Raw genomic sequence first — 17,738 nt, forward strand, 5'->3', positions numbered from 1 at the left:
AACAGAAAGAGGACAGATTTTTTATTAGGGAAAGAGGCGAATATTTGTTGTGCTTGTTTGTGAATAAGTCTGTTTCTTTTTGGGGGTAGTCCGGAATTTATTTTGTAGGCCGCGAGAGTTAGCAGATTTTGGTTAAATCATGGAGGGATATTGATGAAATACGCTGTCGTCTTACGTTTTATAGCAATGACTCTGTTCTGCTTCTCGCTGACGGGGTGCATTCATTACGAGCATAAAAGCGCAGAAGGAAAGCCCTGGGATGAGGTTGCGATAATTCGGCAGTTCGACAAGGCACTGTCGATAGCCAAGATCGATGACGATACATCGCTCTATTGGATAGCCCGCCAAACCGAGTATCGACTCGGAGCGGGAAGGCATAAAATTTCCGTTAACCGTGCTATTGGAACCGAATACTCACGACCCGTTGAAATGACCGTTGACCTGGTCGGAGGTCACACCTATGGCCTTTATGGTACCTCTTCGTTGAAATGGTGGTATTACGAGATACGAGACATTGATACAGGGCGTTCCGCCAAGGTAATCGAGCCGGCCGTCATGTCCACTCCATCTGAATCGACCGGGCAGGGGGCTCATTGATTTTCCTACCTTGATGCGGCCGCCCTCGGCCGGGGCAGTGCAAAACACGGCAAAGGATCCTATGAAAATGGGCGACGAGTACAAAGCGAAACACTTTGTATAGGGACCTTTCCCATTGACTTGCAGGACATTTCCTAGAAAATCCCAACCTCTTGCGCCTGCTGATTTCGGTGTCTAGCCTGTGTTTTCCGCTGCCCATTCAGCGGTCGGGTTTAGTCGCTCGGTAATCGTTAGGCGCAAGGTTCTCCTTAAAGTCAGGCTACGTGTTGCCGCTGATTTTATGGTGGCTGTGCGCAGGGCACTTTCGGGTGCGCCGGTTTCCTAACGTCCCGGTCGACTAACCTGCGTACAGCCGCCACCCCACCTCGTTTAGTCGCGAGCCGTGGCGGCTCCAACTGACGTTAGGAGTACCCATGGACAAACTCATCCCAGACCCACCCGTCCCACCGCTGCACCTGGACATCGCCGCCGATGCCAACGCCGAACGCGTCATCAATTCTTACCTGAACCCCAAACCCAATCCACCCGATAAGCAACCGGCCCCAGACCAACTGTTCACCATCGTCCAAGGCGTGGATGCAGAGAGCCTGTTGGCCAACCTCAGCGAAACCCTGGCCTCCGCCAACGTCATGGCCGGGGATCTGGCGTTCGAGCTGGACGGTTCCCGGCGGCATTTTGCCTTGGGCCTGCGACAGTTGATTGAACTGGGCCAGCTCCTGGCGAACCGGGCGCTGGACGTGGTCGATCCCAGGTAAAACGAAGGTGTTCGGGTTTGATCGATGGGTGTCGATCAAACCCGTTTTTTGCGACAGCATACGCCGCATGTTCCCTTCGGATTCCTGGACCGCGCCGACTGCCAACCGCAACGCCCTGATGGCCCGACTCGCTGCCGCACCGGATGACATCGCCACGCGGGTTTCGCTTTACCGCGACCTGCTCGACACCAGCGAAGCTTCGCTGGACGGCGTGCGGGTCGCCGCTGGCCTGTATGATCCGGCCGCCATGGCCGTGGTTGCCGAGTTGGACTGAAACTGGAAATTTAGAACCGGCTGGCACGACAACTGAACCTGCTGAAGCAGTTGCACAGCCGGTCCAATGATCTAGTCGTCTAAGGCCGATGAGGGAGCGCTCCGTGACCCGAGAGGGTGGGCACGGAGCGAGGCATTTAATGCCCGAGGATCAGAGGCTGAACCGCCCCACCATGCTGTTCAAGTCCACCGCCAGGCGCGACAGTTCGGCACTGGCGGCGCTGGTCTGGTTGGCGCCGGTGGCCGATTGCACCGACAGGTCGCGGATGTTCACCAGGTTGCGGTCCACTTCGCGGGCCACTTGGGCCTGTTCTTCGGCGGCGCTGGCGATCACCAGGTTGCGTTCGTTGATCTCGACGATGGCGGTGTTGATGGTGTCCAGGGACAGACCGGCGCCGCGGGCGATGTTCAAGGTCGACTCGGCGCGTTCGGTGCTGTTGCGCATCGAGTTCACGGCCTGCTCCGTGCCGCTCTGGATGCTGCCGATCATCCGTTCGATCTCGCTGGTCGACTGCTGGGTGCGATGGGCCAGGGCGCGTACTTCGTCCGCCACCACGGCAAAGCCGCGACCGGCTTCGCCGGCACGGGCGGCTTCGATGGCGGCGTTCAGGGCCAGCAGGTTGGTCTGGTCCGCCAGGCCGCGGATCACATCCAGCACCTTACCGATGTCGCGTGATTCATCCGCCAGGTTGCCAATCAGCGTGGCAGTGCCTTGCACGTCGGCGCTCATGCGTTCGATGGCGCTGACGGTTTCCTGCACCAGGTCCCGACCGTCGCCAGCGGAGGAAGTAGCGTTCTTCGAGGCTTCGGAGGTGCTGACCGCATTGCGCGCCACTTCTTCCACGGCGCTGGTCATTTCATTGACCGCGGTGGCGGCCTGTTCGATTTCGTTGTTCTGCAGGGTCAGGCCACGGGCGCTTTCGTCGGTGACGCTGTTGAGCTCTTCGGCGGCGGAAGCCAGTTGGGTCGCCGAGCCGGAGATCCGCTGCAGGGTGTCGCGCAGTTTTTCCTGCATGGTCGCCATTGCCCGCAACAGGCGACCGGCTTCGTCATTGCCATCCACGGTGATCGGCCGGGTCAGGTTGCCCTTGGCTATTTCTTCGGCGGCGTTCAGGGCGCTGCCAATCGGGCGGGTGATGCTGTTGGTCAGCAGCCAGGCGAACAGCAAGGTCAGGCCGGTGGCGATGACCAGCAGAACGACGACCCAATTGAAAGCGGTCGAGTACTGTTGCGTAGCGCCTTGGTTGAGCGCTTCGGCTTGCTGATTGTTGATCTCCATCAAGCGGTTGATGACGACATTGATGGCGTCGGAATTGCTCAGCAGCTCAGTGTTGAGCAGTGTGCGCAATTCATCGATCTGATTGTTGCGTGACAGCGTCTTCATCCGCTCTTCGAGCTGACGATACTGACCCAGCAGTTGCACGTACTGGTCATAAGCAGCCCGTTCTTCAGGGGCGCTGATGAGTTTTTCATAGGCGGTCTGGGCCGTGCGGATCTGCTGGTTGCGTTGTTCGAACAGCTCAAAGGTTTTCTTTTGGATATCCGGCTCGCGGTTGACCAGCAAGCGATAGGACAATACGCGCAGGCGCAGGGTGAGCTGGGTGAACTCGTCCAGGGCCTGGATGCTGGGCACGCTGTTCTCGACGATGTTTTCGCCGGAGCTGCGGATTTTGCTCATCTGGGTCAGGGCGAACACCCCAAGCGCCAGCATCAGGGCACCGATCAGGGCAAACCCCAGGAACGCCCGCGGCGCGATATTCATATTACGTAGGGACATGGAGGGTACCGGGAAGAAGCGCGTCCGTGCGGGCTGTGGCTGGTGTCACTGAATTATCGGTCATGGGGTGGAAGTCTTGAGGCTGCTGCGTGCTTTTGTCGCACAGTCACATCGTCGGTGCGACGAAGGGCAGGAACCAGATTCCCCATTCGTAGTCTCTACAACTCGCCAGCGAAGCACCGTCGTCCTGCAAACCATGGCATCGGCAGTGACTTTTCTTTATCGTACGCGCCCCCTGAAAAAGCCTGGAAATCAATATGTTGGAAGCATCCCTCAGCCAGCTGGAGCAACTGGTCAATGACCTGGTGCAACAGAATCGTCATCTCACCGGCCTGAACGAAACCCTGAGCGCGGAACTTGCCAGGGCCAAGGATGAAAACGAAAGCCTGCAACTGAGCCTGATGGAGCAGGAAGAACTCCACGGCACTACCGCCGCCCGTATCCAGGCATTGATCGAGCGGGCCAGCACCGGTCCTGTCAGCGCATGAGGCACGGCGCCGATGGGGTGACGGTGATCTCGATCCTGGGAGAAGACTATTCGATCAAGGCTCCGGCCGGGCAGGAACAGGCCCTGCTGGACGCCGCTGCGATGCTCAAGGCTGCCCTGGCCGACACCAAGAGAAAATACCCGACGCTGATCGGTGATCGTCTGTTGGTATTGGCGGCAATGAACCTGTGCTCACAGCAGATAGAACTGCAGAAGCAGCATCAGGCGGAGCTCGACCGTTATCAGGAGCAGGTCAGCGCCACCGTCGATGTCATTTCCAAGACGATTCAGCAGGCCTGAATGGATGATGACCTGTGGGAGCGGGCTTGCTCGCGAAGACGGTGGATCAGCTTGCTTCAGTGCTGAATGTAGTGCCGTCTTCGCGAGCAAGCCCGCTCCCACAGTGGATTTGGGTGACCGCTCAATCAGTGTTCAAGCGATTTGCGCCACGCTACAAAACCCGGATCAGAACCACTCATCCCGCATTTCAAGACACGTACCGTCCCGTGCTTCGAGCAGTGCCAGCTCATGATGACAACCCGGTATTTCCCACGTCAGGAAATACCTCGCCGCTTGCAGCTTGCCTTTGTAGAAGTCGCTGTCCGCGAGATTGCCCCTGGCCAGGCCCTCCTCGGCGCGAATGGCCTGTTCCAACCAGCGCCAGCCGATCACCATATGCCCAAACACCTTGAGGTACAGGGCCGAGTTGGCGAGGCTGCTGTTGACCTTGCCTTGGGCCAGGTCGGTCAGTAGACCCAGAGTGACTGATTGCAGGCGCGCTACCAGGGCCTCCAATGGCTGACGCAGGTCCGTCAATGATGCATGCGCCTGGGCGCGTTCGGTGGTATCGGCCACCAGGCGGATCAATTGCTTGAGCCCGGCGCCGCCGTTCTGCGCCAGTTTGCGTCCCAGCAGGTCCAGGGACTGGATGCCGTGGGTGCCTTCGTGGATCGGATTCAGGCGGTTGTCGCGGTAATACTGCTCGACCGGGTACTCGCGGGTGTAGCCATGCCCGCCGAGTATCTGGATCGCCAGTTCGTTGGCCTTCAGGCAGAACTCCGAGGGCCAGGATTTGACGATCGGGGTCAGCAGGTCCAGCAGTTCATGGGCCCGTCGACGCTCGGCTTCGCTTTCAAGGGTGGTGGTGTCGTCGAACAGCCGCGCCGCGTACAGGCCCAGGTCGAACGAGCCTTCAACATAGGCCTTCTGGGTCAGCAGCATGCGGCGTACGTCGGCATGCTGGATGATCGCCACGGGAGCGGTGGTCGGGTCCTTGCTGTCGGGTACCCGGCCCTGTGGGCGTTCGCGGGCGTAGTCGAGGGAATACAGATAGCCGGCGTATCCCAGCATTACCGCGCCCATCCCGACACCGATCCGCGCCTCGTTCATCATCTGGAACATGTAGCTCAACCCGTGGTGCGGTTTCCCCACGAGGTAACCGACACATTCACCGTTGTCGCCGAAGTTCAGCGCCGTGGACGTGGTCCCGCGCCAGCCCATCTTGTGGAACAACCCGGCCAGGAGCACGTCGTTGCGCTGGCCGAGGCTGCCGTTGTCGTTGACCAGGAACTTGGGCACGATAAACAGCGAGATGCCCTTCACGCCTGGCGGAGCGTCCGGCAGTTTTGCCAGGACCATGTGCACGATGTTTTCCGACAGCGGATGATCGCCTCCGGAAATGAAGATCTTGTTGCCCTTGAGTCGATAGGTGCCGTCGGACGCCGGCTCTGCACGTGTACGGATATCCGCTAGCGAAGAGCCCGCATGGGGTTCGGTCAGGGCCATGGTGCCGAAGAAGCGACCCTCGATCATCGGCTGCAGGAAGCGGCGTTTCTGCTCCTCGTCGCCAAAGCTTTCGATCAGGTTCGCCGCGCCCATGGTCAGGAACGGATAGGAAGTCGACGCGGCATTGGCGGATTGAAAATGGGCGAAGCAGGCTTGGGACAACAACGTCGGCAGTTGCATGCCGCCGGCCTCGAAGCTGCGCGCTGCGTTGAGAAAACCAGCCTCCAGGAAGGCATCCACGGCCGGCTTCACTTCTGGAATCAGGATCGCCTCGCCGTTCTCATAACGGGGCTCGTTTTCATCGTTCTTGCGGTTGTGCGGCGCGAAGTATTTCTCGGCGATGCTACGGGCTGTACCGATGGCCGCATCGAAAGTTTCGCGATTGTGCTCGGCGAACCGCTCGCGCTGGGTCAGGCCCTCGGCATCGAGGACTTCATACAGCTCGAAAGCCAGATTGCGGGAACTGAGCAACGTCTCGGACATGGCGGCCTACCTTTCTTTGGAATGGGGCCGAGTCTAGAGCCGGGAATAGAGGCTGAACAGGATGATTGATGGGGGTGATAGAGCAGCACAAGCTTCAAGCGGCAAGCTTCAAGTAAGAGCAGGATTGTCTTGGCTCTTACTTGCCGCTTGCCGCTTGAAACCCGCAGCTGCGTTTAACCGATGGTCATCAGACTGGCGTTACCGCCCGCCGCAGCGGTGTTGACGCTCAACGCCCGCTCGATCACCAGGCGTTCCAGTGCAATGCCGGTTTCGCCCTGGGACAGGCCATGGACCCCGACGATGGCGCCGGCACGTTTGGCCACTTGCTGGCAAACGCTGCGCAGTTGATCCGAGTCGCCGTGATGCAGGACCGCGTCGTACACCACATCGTCCTTGGTCCAGTCGGAAACGCGCTGGATGCGCGCCTGAATGTCCTTCGGCAAACGTGCGAACAGGGCCTTGCTCGTGTCGGTTTCCGGCCACACGGCCGAGCCACCCACGGCCAGTACGGCAGCCAGTTGCGTCAGCAGATCGCCTTCCACGTCGGCCAGACAGAGTATGTGCTCGCGGGGCAGGATGGCGTAGCTGTTGCGTTCCCCGGTCGGGCCGGTCAGCTGGCGGGTGATACCGCTTTGCGACTGGGCTGCGAACTGCACGCACAAGGTACTCAGCTCGGCGAGTTTCTGACTGTCGGCCCAGGCTTGCAGGGCGGTCAGCGGCTTACTCATGGCTTCACGCAAGCGCATGTCCGGAGTGCTGACAGCGTCGCTACGGACGAAGGATTGCTGGATCGCATCGGTAGGACGTGTCGACAGCAGACGGTACAGGTAAAGCGGACCACCGGCTTTCGGACCAGTGCCTGACAGGCCTTCGCCACCGAACGGCTGTACACCGACCACGGCACCGACAATGTTGCGATTCACATACACGTTACCGGCATGGACGTTGTCGATCACCTTGGCGATGGTTTCGTCGATGCGGGTATGCACGCCCAGGGTCAGGCCGTAGCCGGAGGCATTGATCTGATTGATCAACTGATCCAGTTCCTTGCGCTTGTAGCGCACCACGTGCAGCACCGGACCAAAAATCTCGCGTTGCAGTTCATCGAAGCTTTCCAGCTCGATAAGGGTTGGCATCACGAAGGTGCCGCGCTTGCACTCGTCGCTGTCGGCGATTGCCATCTGGTACACGGTGCGACCTTTGTCGCGCATGGCCTGGATGTGCTTCTCGATGCCAGCCTTGGCTTCGGCATCGATCACCGGACCGATGTCGACGGACAGGCGCTCAGGATTGCCGAGGCGCGATTCGGCCATGGCACCCTTGAGCATTTCGATGACGCGGTCTGCGGAGTCTTCCTGCAAGCACAGGACCCGCAAGGCCGAGCAACGCTGACCGGCGCTGTCGAAGGCCGACGACACCACGTCGATCACGACTTGTTCGGTCAGGGCTGACGAGTCGACGATCATGGCGTTCTGACCGCCGGTTTCGGCGATCAGCGGGATCGGGCGACCCTGGTTGTCCAGGCGACCGGCGATGTTGCGTTGCAGCAAACGGGCGACTTCGGTGGACCCGGTGAACATCACACCCTTGACCCGCTCGTCGCCCACCAGTCGGGCACCGACGGTTTCGCCACGGCCCGGTAGCAGCTGCAGCACGCCTTCCGGGATGCCGGCTTCGAGCATCAGGCGTACGGCTTGGGCGGCAACCAGCGGCGTTTGTTCAGCCGGTTTGGCCAGTACCGGGTTACCGGCAGCCAACGCGGCGGCAACCTGGCCGCTGAAGATCGCCAGGGGGAAGTTCCACGGGCTGATGCAGACCACAGGGCCCAGTGGGCGGTGGGCATCGTTGCTGAAGTCGTTGCGTGCCTGTACCGCGTAGTAGCGCAGGAAATCCACCGCTTCGCGGACCTCGGCGATGGCGTTGGCGAAGGTCTTGCCGGCTTCCCGGGCCAGCAGGCCCATCAGTGGTTGGATCTCGCCTTCCATCAGGTCCGCGGCACGCTCGAGGATTGCGGCGCGTTCCGCCGGTGGCGTGGCTTGCCAGATCGGTGCGGCGTTGAGGGCGCACTGGATGGCGTTGTCGACGTCCTCGACCGTGGCTTCCTGCACCTGGCCGACCACATCGCGGTGGTCGGAGGGGTTCAAAACCTGCGTCGGGGTTTCTTCACTGGCGGCGCAACCGAGAATCGGTGCGGCTTTCCAGTCGTTGTGGGCTGTCGCCAGCAGAGCGCAGGACAGCGAGGCCAGGCGATGTTCGTTGGCCATGTCGATGCCGCTGGAGTTGGCGCGTTCGCTGCCGTACAGGTCACGCGGTAGCGGAATGCGTGGGTGCGGCAGGCCGAAACCGCCTTCCAGGGTCGCCATCTGCTCGATGCTGGCAACCGGGTCAGCTACCAGTTCCTGAATGGAAATCGACTGGTCGGCGATGCGGTTGACGAACGAGGTGTTGGCGCCGTTTTCCAGCAAGCGACGGACCAGGTAGGCCAGCAGCGTCTCGTGGGTACCGACCGGGGCGTACACGCGGCACGGACGGTTCAGCTTGCCTTCGGAAACCTTGCCTACAACCTGTTCGTACAGAGGTTCACCCATGCCGTGCAGGCACTGGAATTCGTACTGCCCTGGGTAATAGTTCTGACCGGCGATGTGATAGATGGCCGACAGCGTATGGGCGTTGTGTGTGGCGAACTGCGGGTAGATGACTTCCGGTACCGACAGCAGCTTGCGCGCGCAAGCGATGTAGGAAACGTCGGTGTACACCTTGCGGGTATACACCGGATAACCTTCCAGGCCCTCGACCTGGGCACGCTTGATCTCGCTGTCCCAATAGGCACCTTTTACCAGGCGAATCATCAGGCGATGACGGCTGCGGCGGGCCAGGTCGATGACGTAGTCGATCACATACGGGCAGCGCTTCTGGTAGGCCTGGATCACGAAGCCAATGCCGTTCCAACCGGTCAGCTTCGGCTCGAAGCACAGGCGCTCCAGCAGATCCAGGGACAGTTCGAGACGGTCGGCCTCTTCGGCGTCGATGTTCAGGCCGATGTCGTATTGCTTGGCCAGCAGGGTCAGCGACAGCAGGCGTGGGTACAACTCGTCCATGACGCGTTCGTACTGGGCGCGGCTGTAACGCGGGTGCAGGGCCGAAAGCTTGATGGAGATGCCAGGGCCTTCATAGATCCCACGGCCATGGGAAGCCTTGCCGATGGAATGAATGGCTTGTTCGTACGAGGCCAGGTATTTCTGGGCGTCATGCTCGGTGAGTGCGGCTTCACCCAGCATGTCATAGGAATAGCGGAAACCCTTGGATTCGAATTTGCTGGCGTTGGCCAGGGCTTCGGCGATGGTTTCGCCGGTGACGAACTGCTCGCCCATCAGGCGCATGGCCATGTCGACGCCCTTGCGGATCATCGGCTCGCCGCTTTTGCCAATAATACGGCTCAGGGACGAAGTCAGGCCGGCTTCGTTGTGGGTGGCGACCAGTTTGCCGGTCAGCAGCAGGCCCCAGGTCGCGGCATTGACGAACAGTGACGGGCTGTTGCCCAGATGCGGCTGCCAGTTGCCGGTGCTGATCTTGTCGCGGATCAGCGCATCACGTGTGCCTTTGTCCGGGATGCGCAACAGTGCTTCGGCCAGACACATCAGTGCCACGCCTTCCTGGGAGGACAGGGAGAACTCCTGCAACAGGCCCTGGACTATACCGGCACGACCACCGGCACTCTTCTGATTGCGCAGTTTCTCTGCAATCGACGCCGCCAGCTTGTTGGTGGCTTCGGCCATTTCGGCCGGCAGGCGAGCCTGTTCGATCAGCATTGGCACCACTTCCGGCTCGGGGCGACGGTAAGCGGCGGTGATGGAGGCGCGCAGGACCGATTGCGGCAAGATGCTCTCGGCAAATTCCAGGAAACATTGGTGGGCGTGGTCGACCTGGACATCGCCAGCGTCGTCGCCCTCTGCGCGGATCGAGCCGTTCAGCTCGGTCAGGGTTGCACCACCCTCGAGTTTTTCCAGGTAATTGAAAATTGCCTGCTTGATCAGCCAGTGAGGTGTGCGATCAATCGAGGTCGCGGCCGCCTTCAGGCGTTCGCGGGTCGGGTCATCGAGTTTGACCCCAAGGGTGGTGGTAGCCATATTTTTATCCTCATGTTTACCACGTACGGCGTGGCATCAGCTGGCGCAAGATTAGCTGCGAGCTGATTGAGGTGCAACCGGGTGCAACCCTTTTTTTGACGAAATATCAGACAGCTCGTCAGGAATAAAACCTCGGCATGTCTACCTTGCACTGCCTTAGTGCTTTGGCTTCTAGCCGGACCTGATTAACTGCACTAAAAGGGAGCAAAAAACCACTTTTTTTGAGAAAACCGATCAGGTGCAACTGATTTGAGCGAAACTGGTTGCACCTTATTTCGTTTGTTGAATAGCATTCGCGGCCAAGGTGCAACCGGTTCAAGCCGAGGGGCATCGGCTGATGGCTTTCCTGGGGAAACATCAGTCATACATTCGCGGGCCTGCAAATCGTCGCTACACGTCTTCGTCGTCGACGCTTTCTCTGCCACCGCTACATAAAAACAAAGCCAGGGCGTAACTCATGAGTGTTAGTAATCCAACCCTGATCACCTTCGTGATCTACATCGCAGCCATGGTCCTGATCGGCCTGATGGCTTATCGCTCCACCAACAACCTTTCCGATTACATCCTGGGCGGCCGCAGCCTGGGCAGCGTTGTGACCGCATTGTCCGCCGGTGCCTCGGACATGAGTGGCTGGTTGTTGATGGGTTTGCCCGGTGCCATCTATATGTCCGGCCTGTCGGAAAGCTGGATCGCCATCGGCCTGGTCATCGGCGCCTACCTGAACTGGCTGTTCGTCGCCGGTCGCCTGCGGGTACAGACCGAGCATAACGGCGACGCGCTGACGCTGCCGGATTACTTCGCCAGTCGTTTCGAAGACAAGAGCGGCCTGCTGCGCATCATCTCTGCAGTGGTGATCCTGGTATTCTTCACCATCTATTGCGCCTCCGGCATCGTGGCCGGTGCCCGCCTGTTCGAAAGCACCTTCGGCATGTCCTACGAGACCGCATTGTGGGCCGGTGCCGCAGCGACCATCGCCTACACCTTCGTGGGTGGTTTCCTGGCTGTGAGCTGGACCGATACGGTACAAGCCACCCTGATGATCTTCGCGCTGATCCTGACACCGATCATCGTATTGCTGGCCACCGGCGGCGTGGACACCACGTTCCTGGCCATCGAGGCAAAAGACCCGACGTCGTTCGACATGCTGAAGAACACCACCTTCATCGGCATCATCTCGCTGATGGGCTGGGGCCTGGGCTACTTCGGCCAGCCGCACATCCTGGCGCGCTTCATGGCCGCTGATTCGGTCAAGTCCATCGCCAAGGCCCGTCGTATCTCCATGACCTGGATGATCCTGTGCCTGGGCGGCACCGTGGCCGTCGGCTTCTTCGGCATCGCGTACTTCTCTGCACATCCGGATGTGGCCGGCCCTGTGAGCGAGAACCCTGAGCGCGTGTTCATCGAGTTGGCGAAGATCCTCTTCAACCCATGGATTGCCGGTGTACTGCTGTCGGCCATCCTGGCCGCCGTGATGAGTACCCTGAGCTGCCAGTTGTTGGTGTGCTCCAGCGCCCTGACCGAAGACTTCTACAAAACCTTCCTGCGCAAGAATGCTTCCCAGCTGGAACTGGTCTGGGTCGGCCGTGCCATGGTGCTGCTGGTGGCGTTGGTCGCCATTGCCCTGGCTGCCAACCCGAGCAACCGTGTACTGGGTCTGGTGAGCTACGCCTGGGCCGGTTTCGGTGCCGCATTCGGTCCTGTGGTCCTGATCTCCGTCATCTGGAAAAACATGACCCGTAACGGCGCACTGGCGGGCATCCTGGTGGGTGCGATTACCGTAATCGTCTGGAAGCACTTCGAGCTGCTGGGTCTATACGAAATCATCCCGGGCTTCATCTTCGCTAGCCTGGCCATCTATGTTGTCAGCAAGATCGGCACGCCTACCGCCGGTATGCTGCAGCGCTTCGAAGCAGCCGAAAAAGATTTCCGCCTGAATCAGTAAGTCTGTTCGGCGAGCACTGATGGCTCGCTGAAGGCTGTATCGAGAAACGGCCCGTCGCCAATGGAGACGGGCCGTTTTTTTATGCGTGATCTCCTGGGGACATCGCCAATCCTTGTGGGAGCGAGCCTGCTCGCGATAGCGACGGGTCAGTGCGGATCTGCATCGGGTTGATTGAGAAAGATCAAAACGCCCAGTAGCGCCATGTAGAACCTGAACGCGGCATCCTGGCCATTCCAGATTTCCGATTGCCACATCAGAAACCATTCGCCACCGATGACCATGAAACCAAAGAACCAGACGAAGAATCCCACCGTCAGGCCGGCGATGCCCCAGCGTTTGGCTTGCGCGAAAACCCTGGCATCGGCTCGGCGTGCCAACCACAACTCCAGGGCACCATAACCCAGCAGCCCGGCCGTGATCGCTTCGCCGAGGATGATCAGCCAGTAGGCGCCGTGCCACAGCCATGGCTGGGTGATGGCGCGGTAACGGGCGGCGTTGTCCGGGAAAGTGGTATCCATGCTCAGCACGTGCTGGACGAAATTGAAATTGGAGCGGTAGTCCGTGACATTGTTGAACACGGTCAGAAAGGCGAACGCGGCGAGTGCCAGGATCATTGCGATTTTTGCGTAACGTGCCGTCATGGGGGCGTCCTTTGCTTTTTGCGACAACGGAACGTTATCACGCCCACGTGAAGTACCGACGGCCGTCTTGGTGTAAGAAACCACTGATTCATTCGTGCGACGGCTGGTCGTGACGCAGAAAGTGTCTATCGGAAAATACAGCGCGCTTTTGCAGCTTCTATCCCCCTGCTTGTAAGGGAAATCTGTTTTTCATGACATCCCATCAACTCTCCGTGGGACTCATGCAGAATCCCCCGCCTTTCATTCTGCTGAGTTACATCGGATGTTCTCGCCTGCCAACCAACCGCGTTTCACCCTGACGCTCGACAGCGCGCCGAATGAGCTCAAGGTGCTTGAGTTCAGGGGCCAGGAAACCATCAGTCAACCCTTTCGCTTTGATCTGGAACTGGTGAGTGAACGAGCGGACCTGGCGTTGGAATCGCTGCTGCATCGCCAGGCCTACCTGGCTTTCGATCAGCAGGGGCGTGGCGTCCACGGTCAGGTCTACAGCGTAGCCCAGGGCGATTCGGGCAAGCGCCTGACCCGTTACCAGATCAGCCTGGTGCCGCGCCTGGCGTACTTGCGTCACCGTATCAACCGGCGGATTTTCCAGCACTTGAGTGTGCCGTCGATCATTGCGCGGGTCTTGAAGGACCATGGCGTCCAGGGCGATGCGTTTCAGTTCAACCTCGGCGGACAATATCCCGAACGGGAGTACTGTGTGCAATACGGTGAAAGCGATCTGGCATTCATCGAGCGCATCTGTGCCGAGGTCGGTATTCATTACCACTTCCGCCACAGTCCTGACGGCCACCTGCTGGTCTTTGGTGACGATCAGACGGTGTTTCCCCGTTTGCCCGAGTCGACGCGGTATCTGCCAGGCAGTGGCATGGCCGCCGGGGAACCGGCGATCAAGCGGCTGGCTGTTCGACTCCAGACCCGGACCAGCGTTGTGACACTGTGCGACTACGATTTCCGTAACCCCAGCCTGCCCTTGCAAACCAGCCTCGACAGCCAGCAGCAGCCGGTGCTGGAGGACTATCGCTACCCCGGCCTGTTTTCCGACCGCGAGCATGGTCGGCACCTGACCCGGCGCGCCCTGGAGCGTCATGGAGCAGATTTCCGTCTGGCCGAAGGGCGCAGCGACCAATGCGCCCTGGTCAGTGGGCACTTCATGCAAATCGATGGGCACCCGCGGGAGCAGTGGAACGACCTGTGGCTCCTGACACGGATCACCCATCGCGGCCGCCAACCGCAAGTGCTGGAGGATACGGTCACGGATGGCGAGGATGAGTTCCAAGGCTATAGCAATACCTTTGTGGCGACGCCGTGGGACGTTTTCTTTCGTCCGCCGATGCTTCATGAGAAACCTGCCGCCCACGGTTATCAGCCTGCGGTGGTGAGCGGACCTGTCGACAGCGAAATTCATTGCGACGAGTTCGGACGAGTCAAGGTACAGATGATCTGGGATCGCGACGGCGAGGGTGACGAGCATTCCAGTTGTTGGCTGCGGGTAGCCACCGGCTGGGCCCATGATCGATATGGCAGTGTGATGATTCCCCGGGTCGGCATGGAAGTCCTGGTGGGCTTCATGGATGGCGATGTGGACAAACCACTGGTGGTAGGTTGCTTGCCCAACGGTGCGAACCCGTTGCCGCTGGATCTGCCCGCGGATAAGACCCGCAGCATATTGCGCAGCCAGAGCAGCCCCGGCGGGGGCGGTTATAACGAGCTGCGCATCGAGGATCGCAAGGGGGCTGAGGAGATTTATCTGCGGGCCCAGCGAAACTGGACCCAGCATGTGCTCCATGACCAGCGCGTGCAGGTTGATCACGAGCGCAGCGTTGTCGTCTCCGGCACGGCACGGCATGAGCTCAAGGCCGAAGAGTTGCGTATCACCCATGGGCGGCGCCAGGTCGAAGTACGGCAGGACGATCACTTGATGGTGACTGGCGAACGGCACATTCGCGTGACCAGCCAGGCGCTCAGTGCCAGCCAGCATTTCCATGTCAGCGCTGGTCAGCAGATCGTGTTGGATGGCGGCGCCAGTGCGACCGTCCAGGCAGGTGGACACTGGATCAGCATCGGCGCGGGCGGGATATTCAGTAGCGTGCCCATCGAGGTCGGCGGCGGGCCGATGGCGGTGATCCGCGCGACGCCGGGCTCGCCGGGTCATCCCGAGAAACTTGTCGCTGCCGTGGCCGCTCCACTGTCGTTGGCGCAGATCCTCAGCCTGCAAGGCTCGGCGCCGTTCTGTGAAGAATGTGAGCGGTGCAAGGACGGCAGCTGTGCACCGTTGCCCAGGTTTTCCAAACCCACTGATATCCAAGGGCGCCCATGAGTACGAGACAGTCGCCTCAGGCCTGGCTTGGGGAGCACCCGTTGCAAGCATCCGAGCGGCTTTTCGCCATCTTCAGCAATGTCAGCAGCGCAAAGCCACTGGCGGCCTGGAGGCGCTCGATGGCGTTGGTGCCCAGTCCGATCTGGGCGGGCACGCCTTACGCTGACTGGGAGCCCGTCATGCCCTATGTAGGCGCAGTCTCTGTCGACAGTGAGTTTCTTCAATGGGTCGCGACGACCGATTCGCTCGATTGGGGTTGGCTGGCGGTCTCTGCGGTCGGCCAGGAGGTGCTCGTCGAGCATCTGCGTGGGCTCACCCAGGTGCTGTTGCCGGGCGGCCAATCGGCTTTTTTCCGTTTCTGGGATGGGCGTTTCATGCAGCCCATGCTGCAGTCCGATGACGTCGATGCCGGACAGTTGCTGCCGGTCATCAGTCGTTGTCTTATCAACGGTCGGGCCCTGGAGATCGTGGGAAATGCCCAGCGACCGCCACCCACTTTCCCCTGGTGGGAGGTGCCGGCCGCGTTGGTGAAAGCGTTGGCGGGCGGCACGACGGACTGCCTGCTGGATAACCTGCTCAGGTGGTTGGACGAGGAGCATCCGCAGCTGTCCGAGCGCGCCGATGAGCGCATCCTGCGGCGCAAGGTTGCACATTTTCTTGAGGTACATGGAACGGTTCATGGGGTAAAAGGGCAGTTGCATGGGTATCTGATGCAAGAGCTCGGCTGAGCGGAGGTCTTCGCCCGCTCGGCTGCGAAACCCTGACGTTCGACGTGCTTCGAGGTAAACTCGTCGCCCTTCGCAGGAGCCGCCATGAACTATCGCCACGCCTTCCACGCCGGCAATCACGCCGATGTGTTCAAACACCTGACCTTGACCCGCCTTATCGCGCTGATGGCGCGCAAGGAACAGCCCTTCGCTTACCTCGATACCCATGCGGGCATCGGGTTGTATGACTTGCAGGGCGACCAGGCCAATCGTACCGGTGAATACCTGGAAGGCATCGCACGCTTATGGGGGCAAGACGATCTGCCGCCGCTGACCGCCGACTACATGAAAGTGTTGCACGAGATGAACCCGGACGGACAGTTGCGCTATTACCCGGGCTCACCGGAGCTGGCGCGGCGTCTGACGCGCCCACAGGATCGGGTCTTGCTCAATGAAAAGCACCCTGAGGACGGTGTGCTGCTCAAGGACAACATGAAGGGTGATCGCCGTGTGGCGGTGCATCTGGGCGAAGGTTGGCATGTGCCCCGCGCTTTGCTCCCGGTGGCGGAAAAGCGCGGCTTGATGTTGATCGATCCGCCCTTCGAAAAACTCGACGAAATGCAACGTTGCGCCGCCTCTCTCAAGGAGGCCATTGGCCGGATGCGTCAGACAGTGGCCGCGATCTGGTACCCGGTGAAGGATCAGCGAATGCTGCGTCGCTTTTACCAGGACCTGGCCGGCACGGGCGCGCCAAAACTGTTGCGAGTGGAATTACTGGTGCATCCACTCGCCACTCCCGACAGCCTGAACGGCTCCGGCCTGGCGATTGCCAACCCGCCGTGGGGGCTGGAGGAGGAATTGCGTGAATTGCTGCCGTGGCTGTCGAAAAAACTCGGGCAGACCCAGGGTGGTTGGCAGATGGATTGGTTGATTGCCGAGCGTTGATCGGCGATCGGATGCATTGAAAGTGTCTGGATGGGCGCATTGGCGAGCAAGCCCGCCCCCACAATAGGTTGGTGTTGATCACGAGAATACGATCAGACATAAAACCCATGTGGGAGCGGGCTTGCTCGCGAAGCTTTTAGAATCTGTAAATCAGATCGGGCAAGTCACGCCCGTGCCGCCGATTCCGCAATACCCTTCAGGGTTTTTCGCCAGGTATTGCTGGTGATATGCCTCGGCGAAGTAGAACGTTGGGGCTTCTTCGATTTCGGTGGTGATGGTGCCTTTGCCGGCCTTGGTCAACTCCGCCTGGAAGATGTCCTTGCTGTGCTTGGCGGCAGCCAGTTGATCAGGGTTGGTGGCATAGATCACCGAGCGATATTGAGTGCCGATGTCGTTGCCCTGGCGCATTCCCTGGGTCGGGTTGTGCAATTCCCAGAACATCTTCAGCAGTGCTTCATAACTGACCTTTGCCGGTTCGTAGACCACCAGCACCACTTCACTGTGGCCGGTCAGGCCCGAGCAGACCTCTTCATAGGTCGGATTCGGCGTGAAGCCGCCCGCGTAGCCCACGGCGGTACTGACCACGCCTTCGCGCTGCCAGAATCTGCGCTCGGCGCCCCAGAAGCAGCCCAGGCCGAAGATCGCAAAATCCACGTCCATGGCGAACGGGCCCAGCAGCGGCGCGTCGAGGACGAAGTGCTTTTCCGGCACGGTCATTGGGGTTTCACGGCCAGGCAAAGCTTGTTCTTGAGTAGGGAGCACGTTTTTGTTCACCAGAATTTCCGAGCGCAAGACCATCATCAGTCCTCTTGGGGAGGCAGCTGCAAGTCGCAAGCTGCAAGCTACAGGTGGTGAGAGTGTGCCATCGTTTGCTTGAAGCTTGAAGCTTGAAGCTTGAG

Annotated in this window: 14 protein-coding genes; 9 read left to right on the forward strand and 5 right to left on the reverse strand. The window is 60.0% G+C overall.

Annotated features, from left to right (window positions below; translation table 11 throughout):
* The first annotated feature begins 153 nt into the window (after window positions 1-153).
* The 3 genes from FBY02_RS12730 (at window position 154) to FBY02_RS12740 (ending at window position 1,626) form a co-directional block, all read left to right on the forward strand.
* On the forward strand, window positions 154-597 hold the full coding sequence (locus FBY02_RS12730) for a hypothetical protein (RefSeq protein ID WP_144928010.1): 444 nt from the start codon (window positions 154-156) through the stop codon (window positions 595-597).
* Window positions 598-1,010: 413 nt separating this feature from the next.
* Complete coding sequence (locus FBY02_RS12735; protein ID WP_144928013.1) at window positions 1,011-1,352, forward strand: DUF6124 family protein; 342 nt, start codon at window positions 1,011-1,013, stop codon at window positions 1,350-1,352.
* A 67-nt stretch (window positions 1,353-1,419) separates the two neighbouring features.
* Window positions 1,420-1,626: a hypothetical protein gene (locus FBY02_RS12740; protein ID WP_306085249.1), complete on the forward strand. Its 207-nt coding sequence runs from the start codon at window positions 1,420-1,422 to the stop codon at window positions 1,624-1,626.
* 150 nt (window positions 1,627-1,776) lie between these two features.
* Here FBY02_RS12740 and FBY02_RS12745 read toward each other — a convergent pair whose 3' ends face one another.
* Entirely contained in the window at window positions 1,777-3,402 is a 1,626-nt protein-coding gene (locus FBY02_RS12745) for a methyl-accepting chemotaxis protein (RefSeq protein WP_144928016.1), read from the reverse strand.
* 257 nt (window positions 3,403-3,659) lie between these two features.
* On the opposite strand from FBY02_RS12745, the gene FBY02_RS12750 reads away from it, so the two are divergent.
* Together FBY02_RS12750 and FBY02_RS12755 are read left to right on the forward strand one after the other, a co-directional pair.
* Window positions 3,660-3,890 (forward strand): hypothetical protein, encoded by a 231-nt coding sequence (locus tag FBY02_RS12750; RefSeq protein WP_144928019.1) that lies wholly within the window; start codon window positions 3,660-3,662, stop codon window positions 3,888-3,890.
* Window positions 3,887-4,189 carry a cell division protein ZapA gene (locus FBY02_RS12755; RefSeq protein WP_144928022.1) on the forward strand — a complete coding sequence of 101 codons (303 nt, stop codon included), beginning with the start codon at window positions 3,887-3,889 and terminating at the stop codon, window positions 4,187-4,189. The genes FBY02_RS12750 and FBY02_RS12755 overlap by 4 nt, the downstream gene beginning before the upstream one ends.
* A gap of 165 nt (window positions 4,190-4,354) precedes the next feature.
* Here the strand turns inward: FBY02_RS12755 and FBY02_RS12765 are convergent, their stop codons facing one another.
* Window positions 4,355-6,157 (reverse strand): acyl-CoA dehydrogenase, encoded by a 1,803-nt coding sequence (locus tag FBY02_RS12765; protein WP_144928025.1) that lies wholly within the window; start codon window positions 6,155-6,157, stop codon window positions 4,355-4,357.
* A 173-nt stretch (window positions 6,158-6,330) separates the two neighbouring features.
* Window positions 6,331-10,284, reverse strand: coding sequence for a trifunctional transcriptional regulator/proline dehydrogenase/L-glutamate gamma-semialdehyde dehydrogenase (gene putA / locus FBY02_RS12770; RefSeq protein ID WP_144928028.1), 3,954 nt, complete (start codon window positions 10,282-10,284; stop codon window positions 6,331-6,333).
* Window positions 10,285-10,741: 457 nt separating this feature from the next.
* Between putA and putP the strand changes: the two genes are divergently transcribed.
* Window positions 10,742-12,226: a sodium/proline symporter PutP gene (putP, locus tag FBY02_RS12775; RefSeq protein ID WP_144928031.1), complete on the forward strand. Its 1,485-nt coding sequence runs from the start codon at window positions 10,742-10,744 to the stop codon at window positions 12,224-12,226.
* Between the two features lie 146 nt (window positions 12,227-12,372).
* Here putP and FBY02_RS12780 read toward each other — a convergent pair whose 3' ends face one another.
* The gene (locus tag FBY02_RS12780) at window positions 12,373-12,867 is read right to left on the reverse strand and encodes a DUF2165 family protein (protein WP_144928034.1); all 495 of its coding nucleotides are present in this window, start codon (window positions 12,865-12,867) and stop codon (window positions 12,373-12,375) included.
* 262 nt (window positions 12,868-13,129) lie between these two features.
* Between FBY02_RS12780 and FBY02_RS12785 the strand changes: the two genes are divergently transcribed.
* From FBY02_RS12785 to FBY02_RS12795, 3 genes are all read left to right on the forward strand, one after another.
* Complete coding sequence (locus FBY02_RS12785) at window positions 13,130-15,187, forward strand: type VI secretion system tip protein VgrG (protein WP_144928037.1); 2,058 nt, start codon at window positions 13,130-13,132, stop codon at window positions 15,185-15,187.
* A complete protein-coding gene (locus tag FBY02_RS12790) occupies window positions 15,184-15,915 on the forward strand; it encodes a DUF4123 domain-containing protein (RefSeq protein WP_178111841.1) in 732 nt (243 codons plus the stop codon). Before FBY02_RS12785 ends, FBY02_RS12790 begins: the two co-directional genes overlap by 4 nt.
* Before the next feature lie 84 nt (window positions 15,916-15,999).
* The gene (locus FBY02_RS12795; protein WP_055127175.1) at window positions 16,000-16,839 is read left to right on the forward strand and encodes a 23S rRNA (adenine(2030)-N(6))-methyltransferase RlmJ; all 840 of its coding nucleotides are present in this window, start codon (window positions 16,000-16,002) and stop codon (window positions 16,837-16,839) included.
* A 150-nt stretch (window positions 16,840-16,989) separates the two neighbouring features.
* On the opposite strand, the gene msrA is transcribed toward FBY02_RS12795, so the two are convergent.
* On the reverse strand, window positions 16,990-17,637 hold the full coding sequence (msrA, locus tag FBY02_RS12800) for a peptide-methionine (S)-S-oxide reductase MsrA (RefSeq protein WP_144928167.1): 648 nt from the start codon (window positions 17,635-17,637) through the stop codon (window positions 16,990-16,992).
* Between the last annotated feature and the right edge of the window lie 101 nt (window positions 17,638-17,738).

Origin of the sequence: Pseudomonas sp. SJZ078 (genome assembly GCF_007828255.1) — a bacterium.
Taxonomy (GTDB): Bacteria; Pseudomonadota; Gammaproteobacteria; order Pseudomonadales; family Pseudomonadaceae; genus Aquipseudomonas.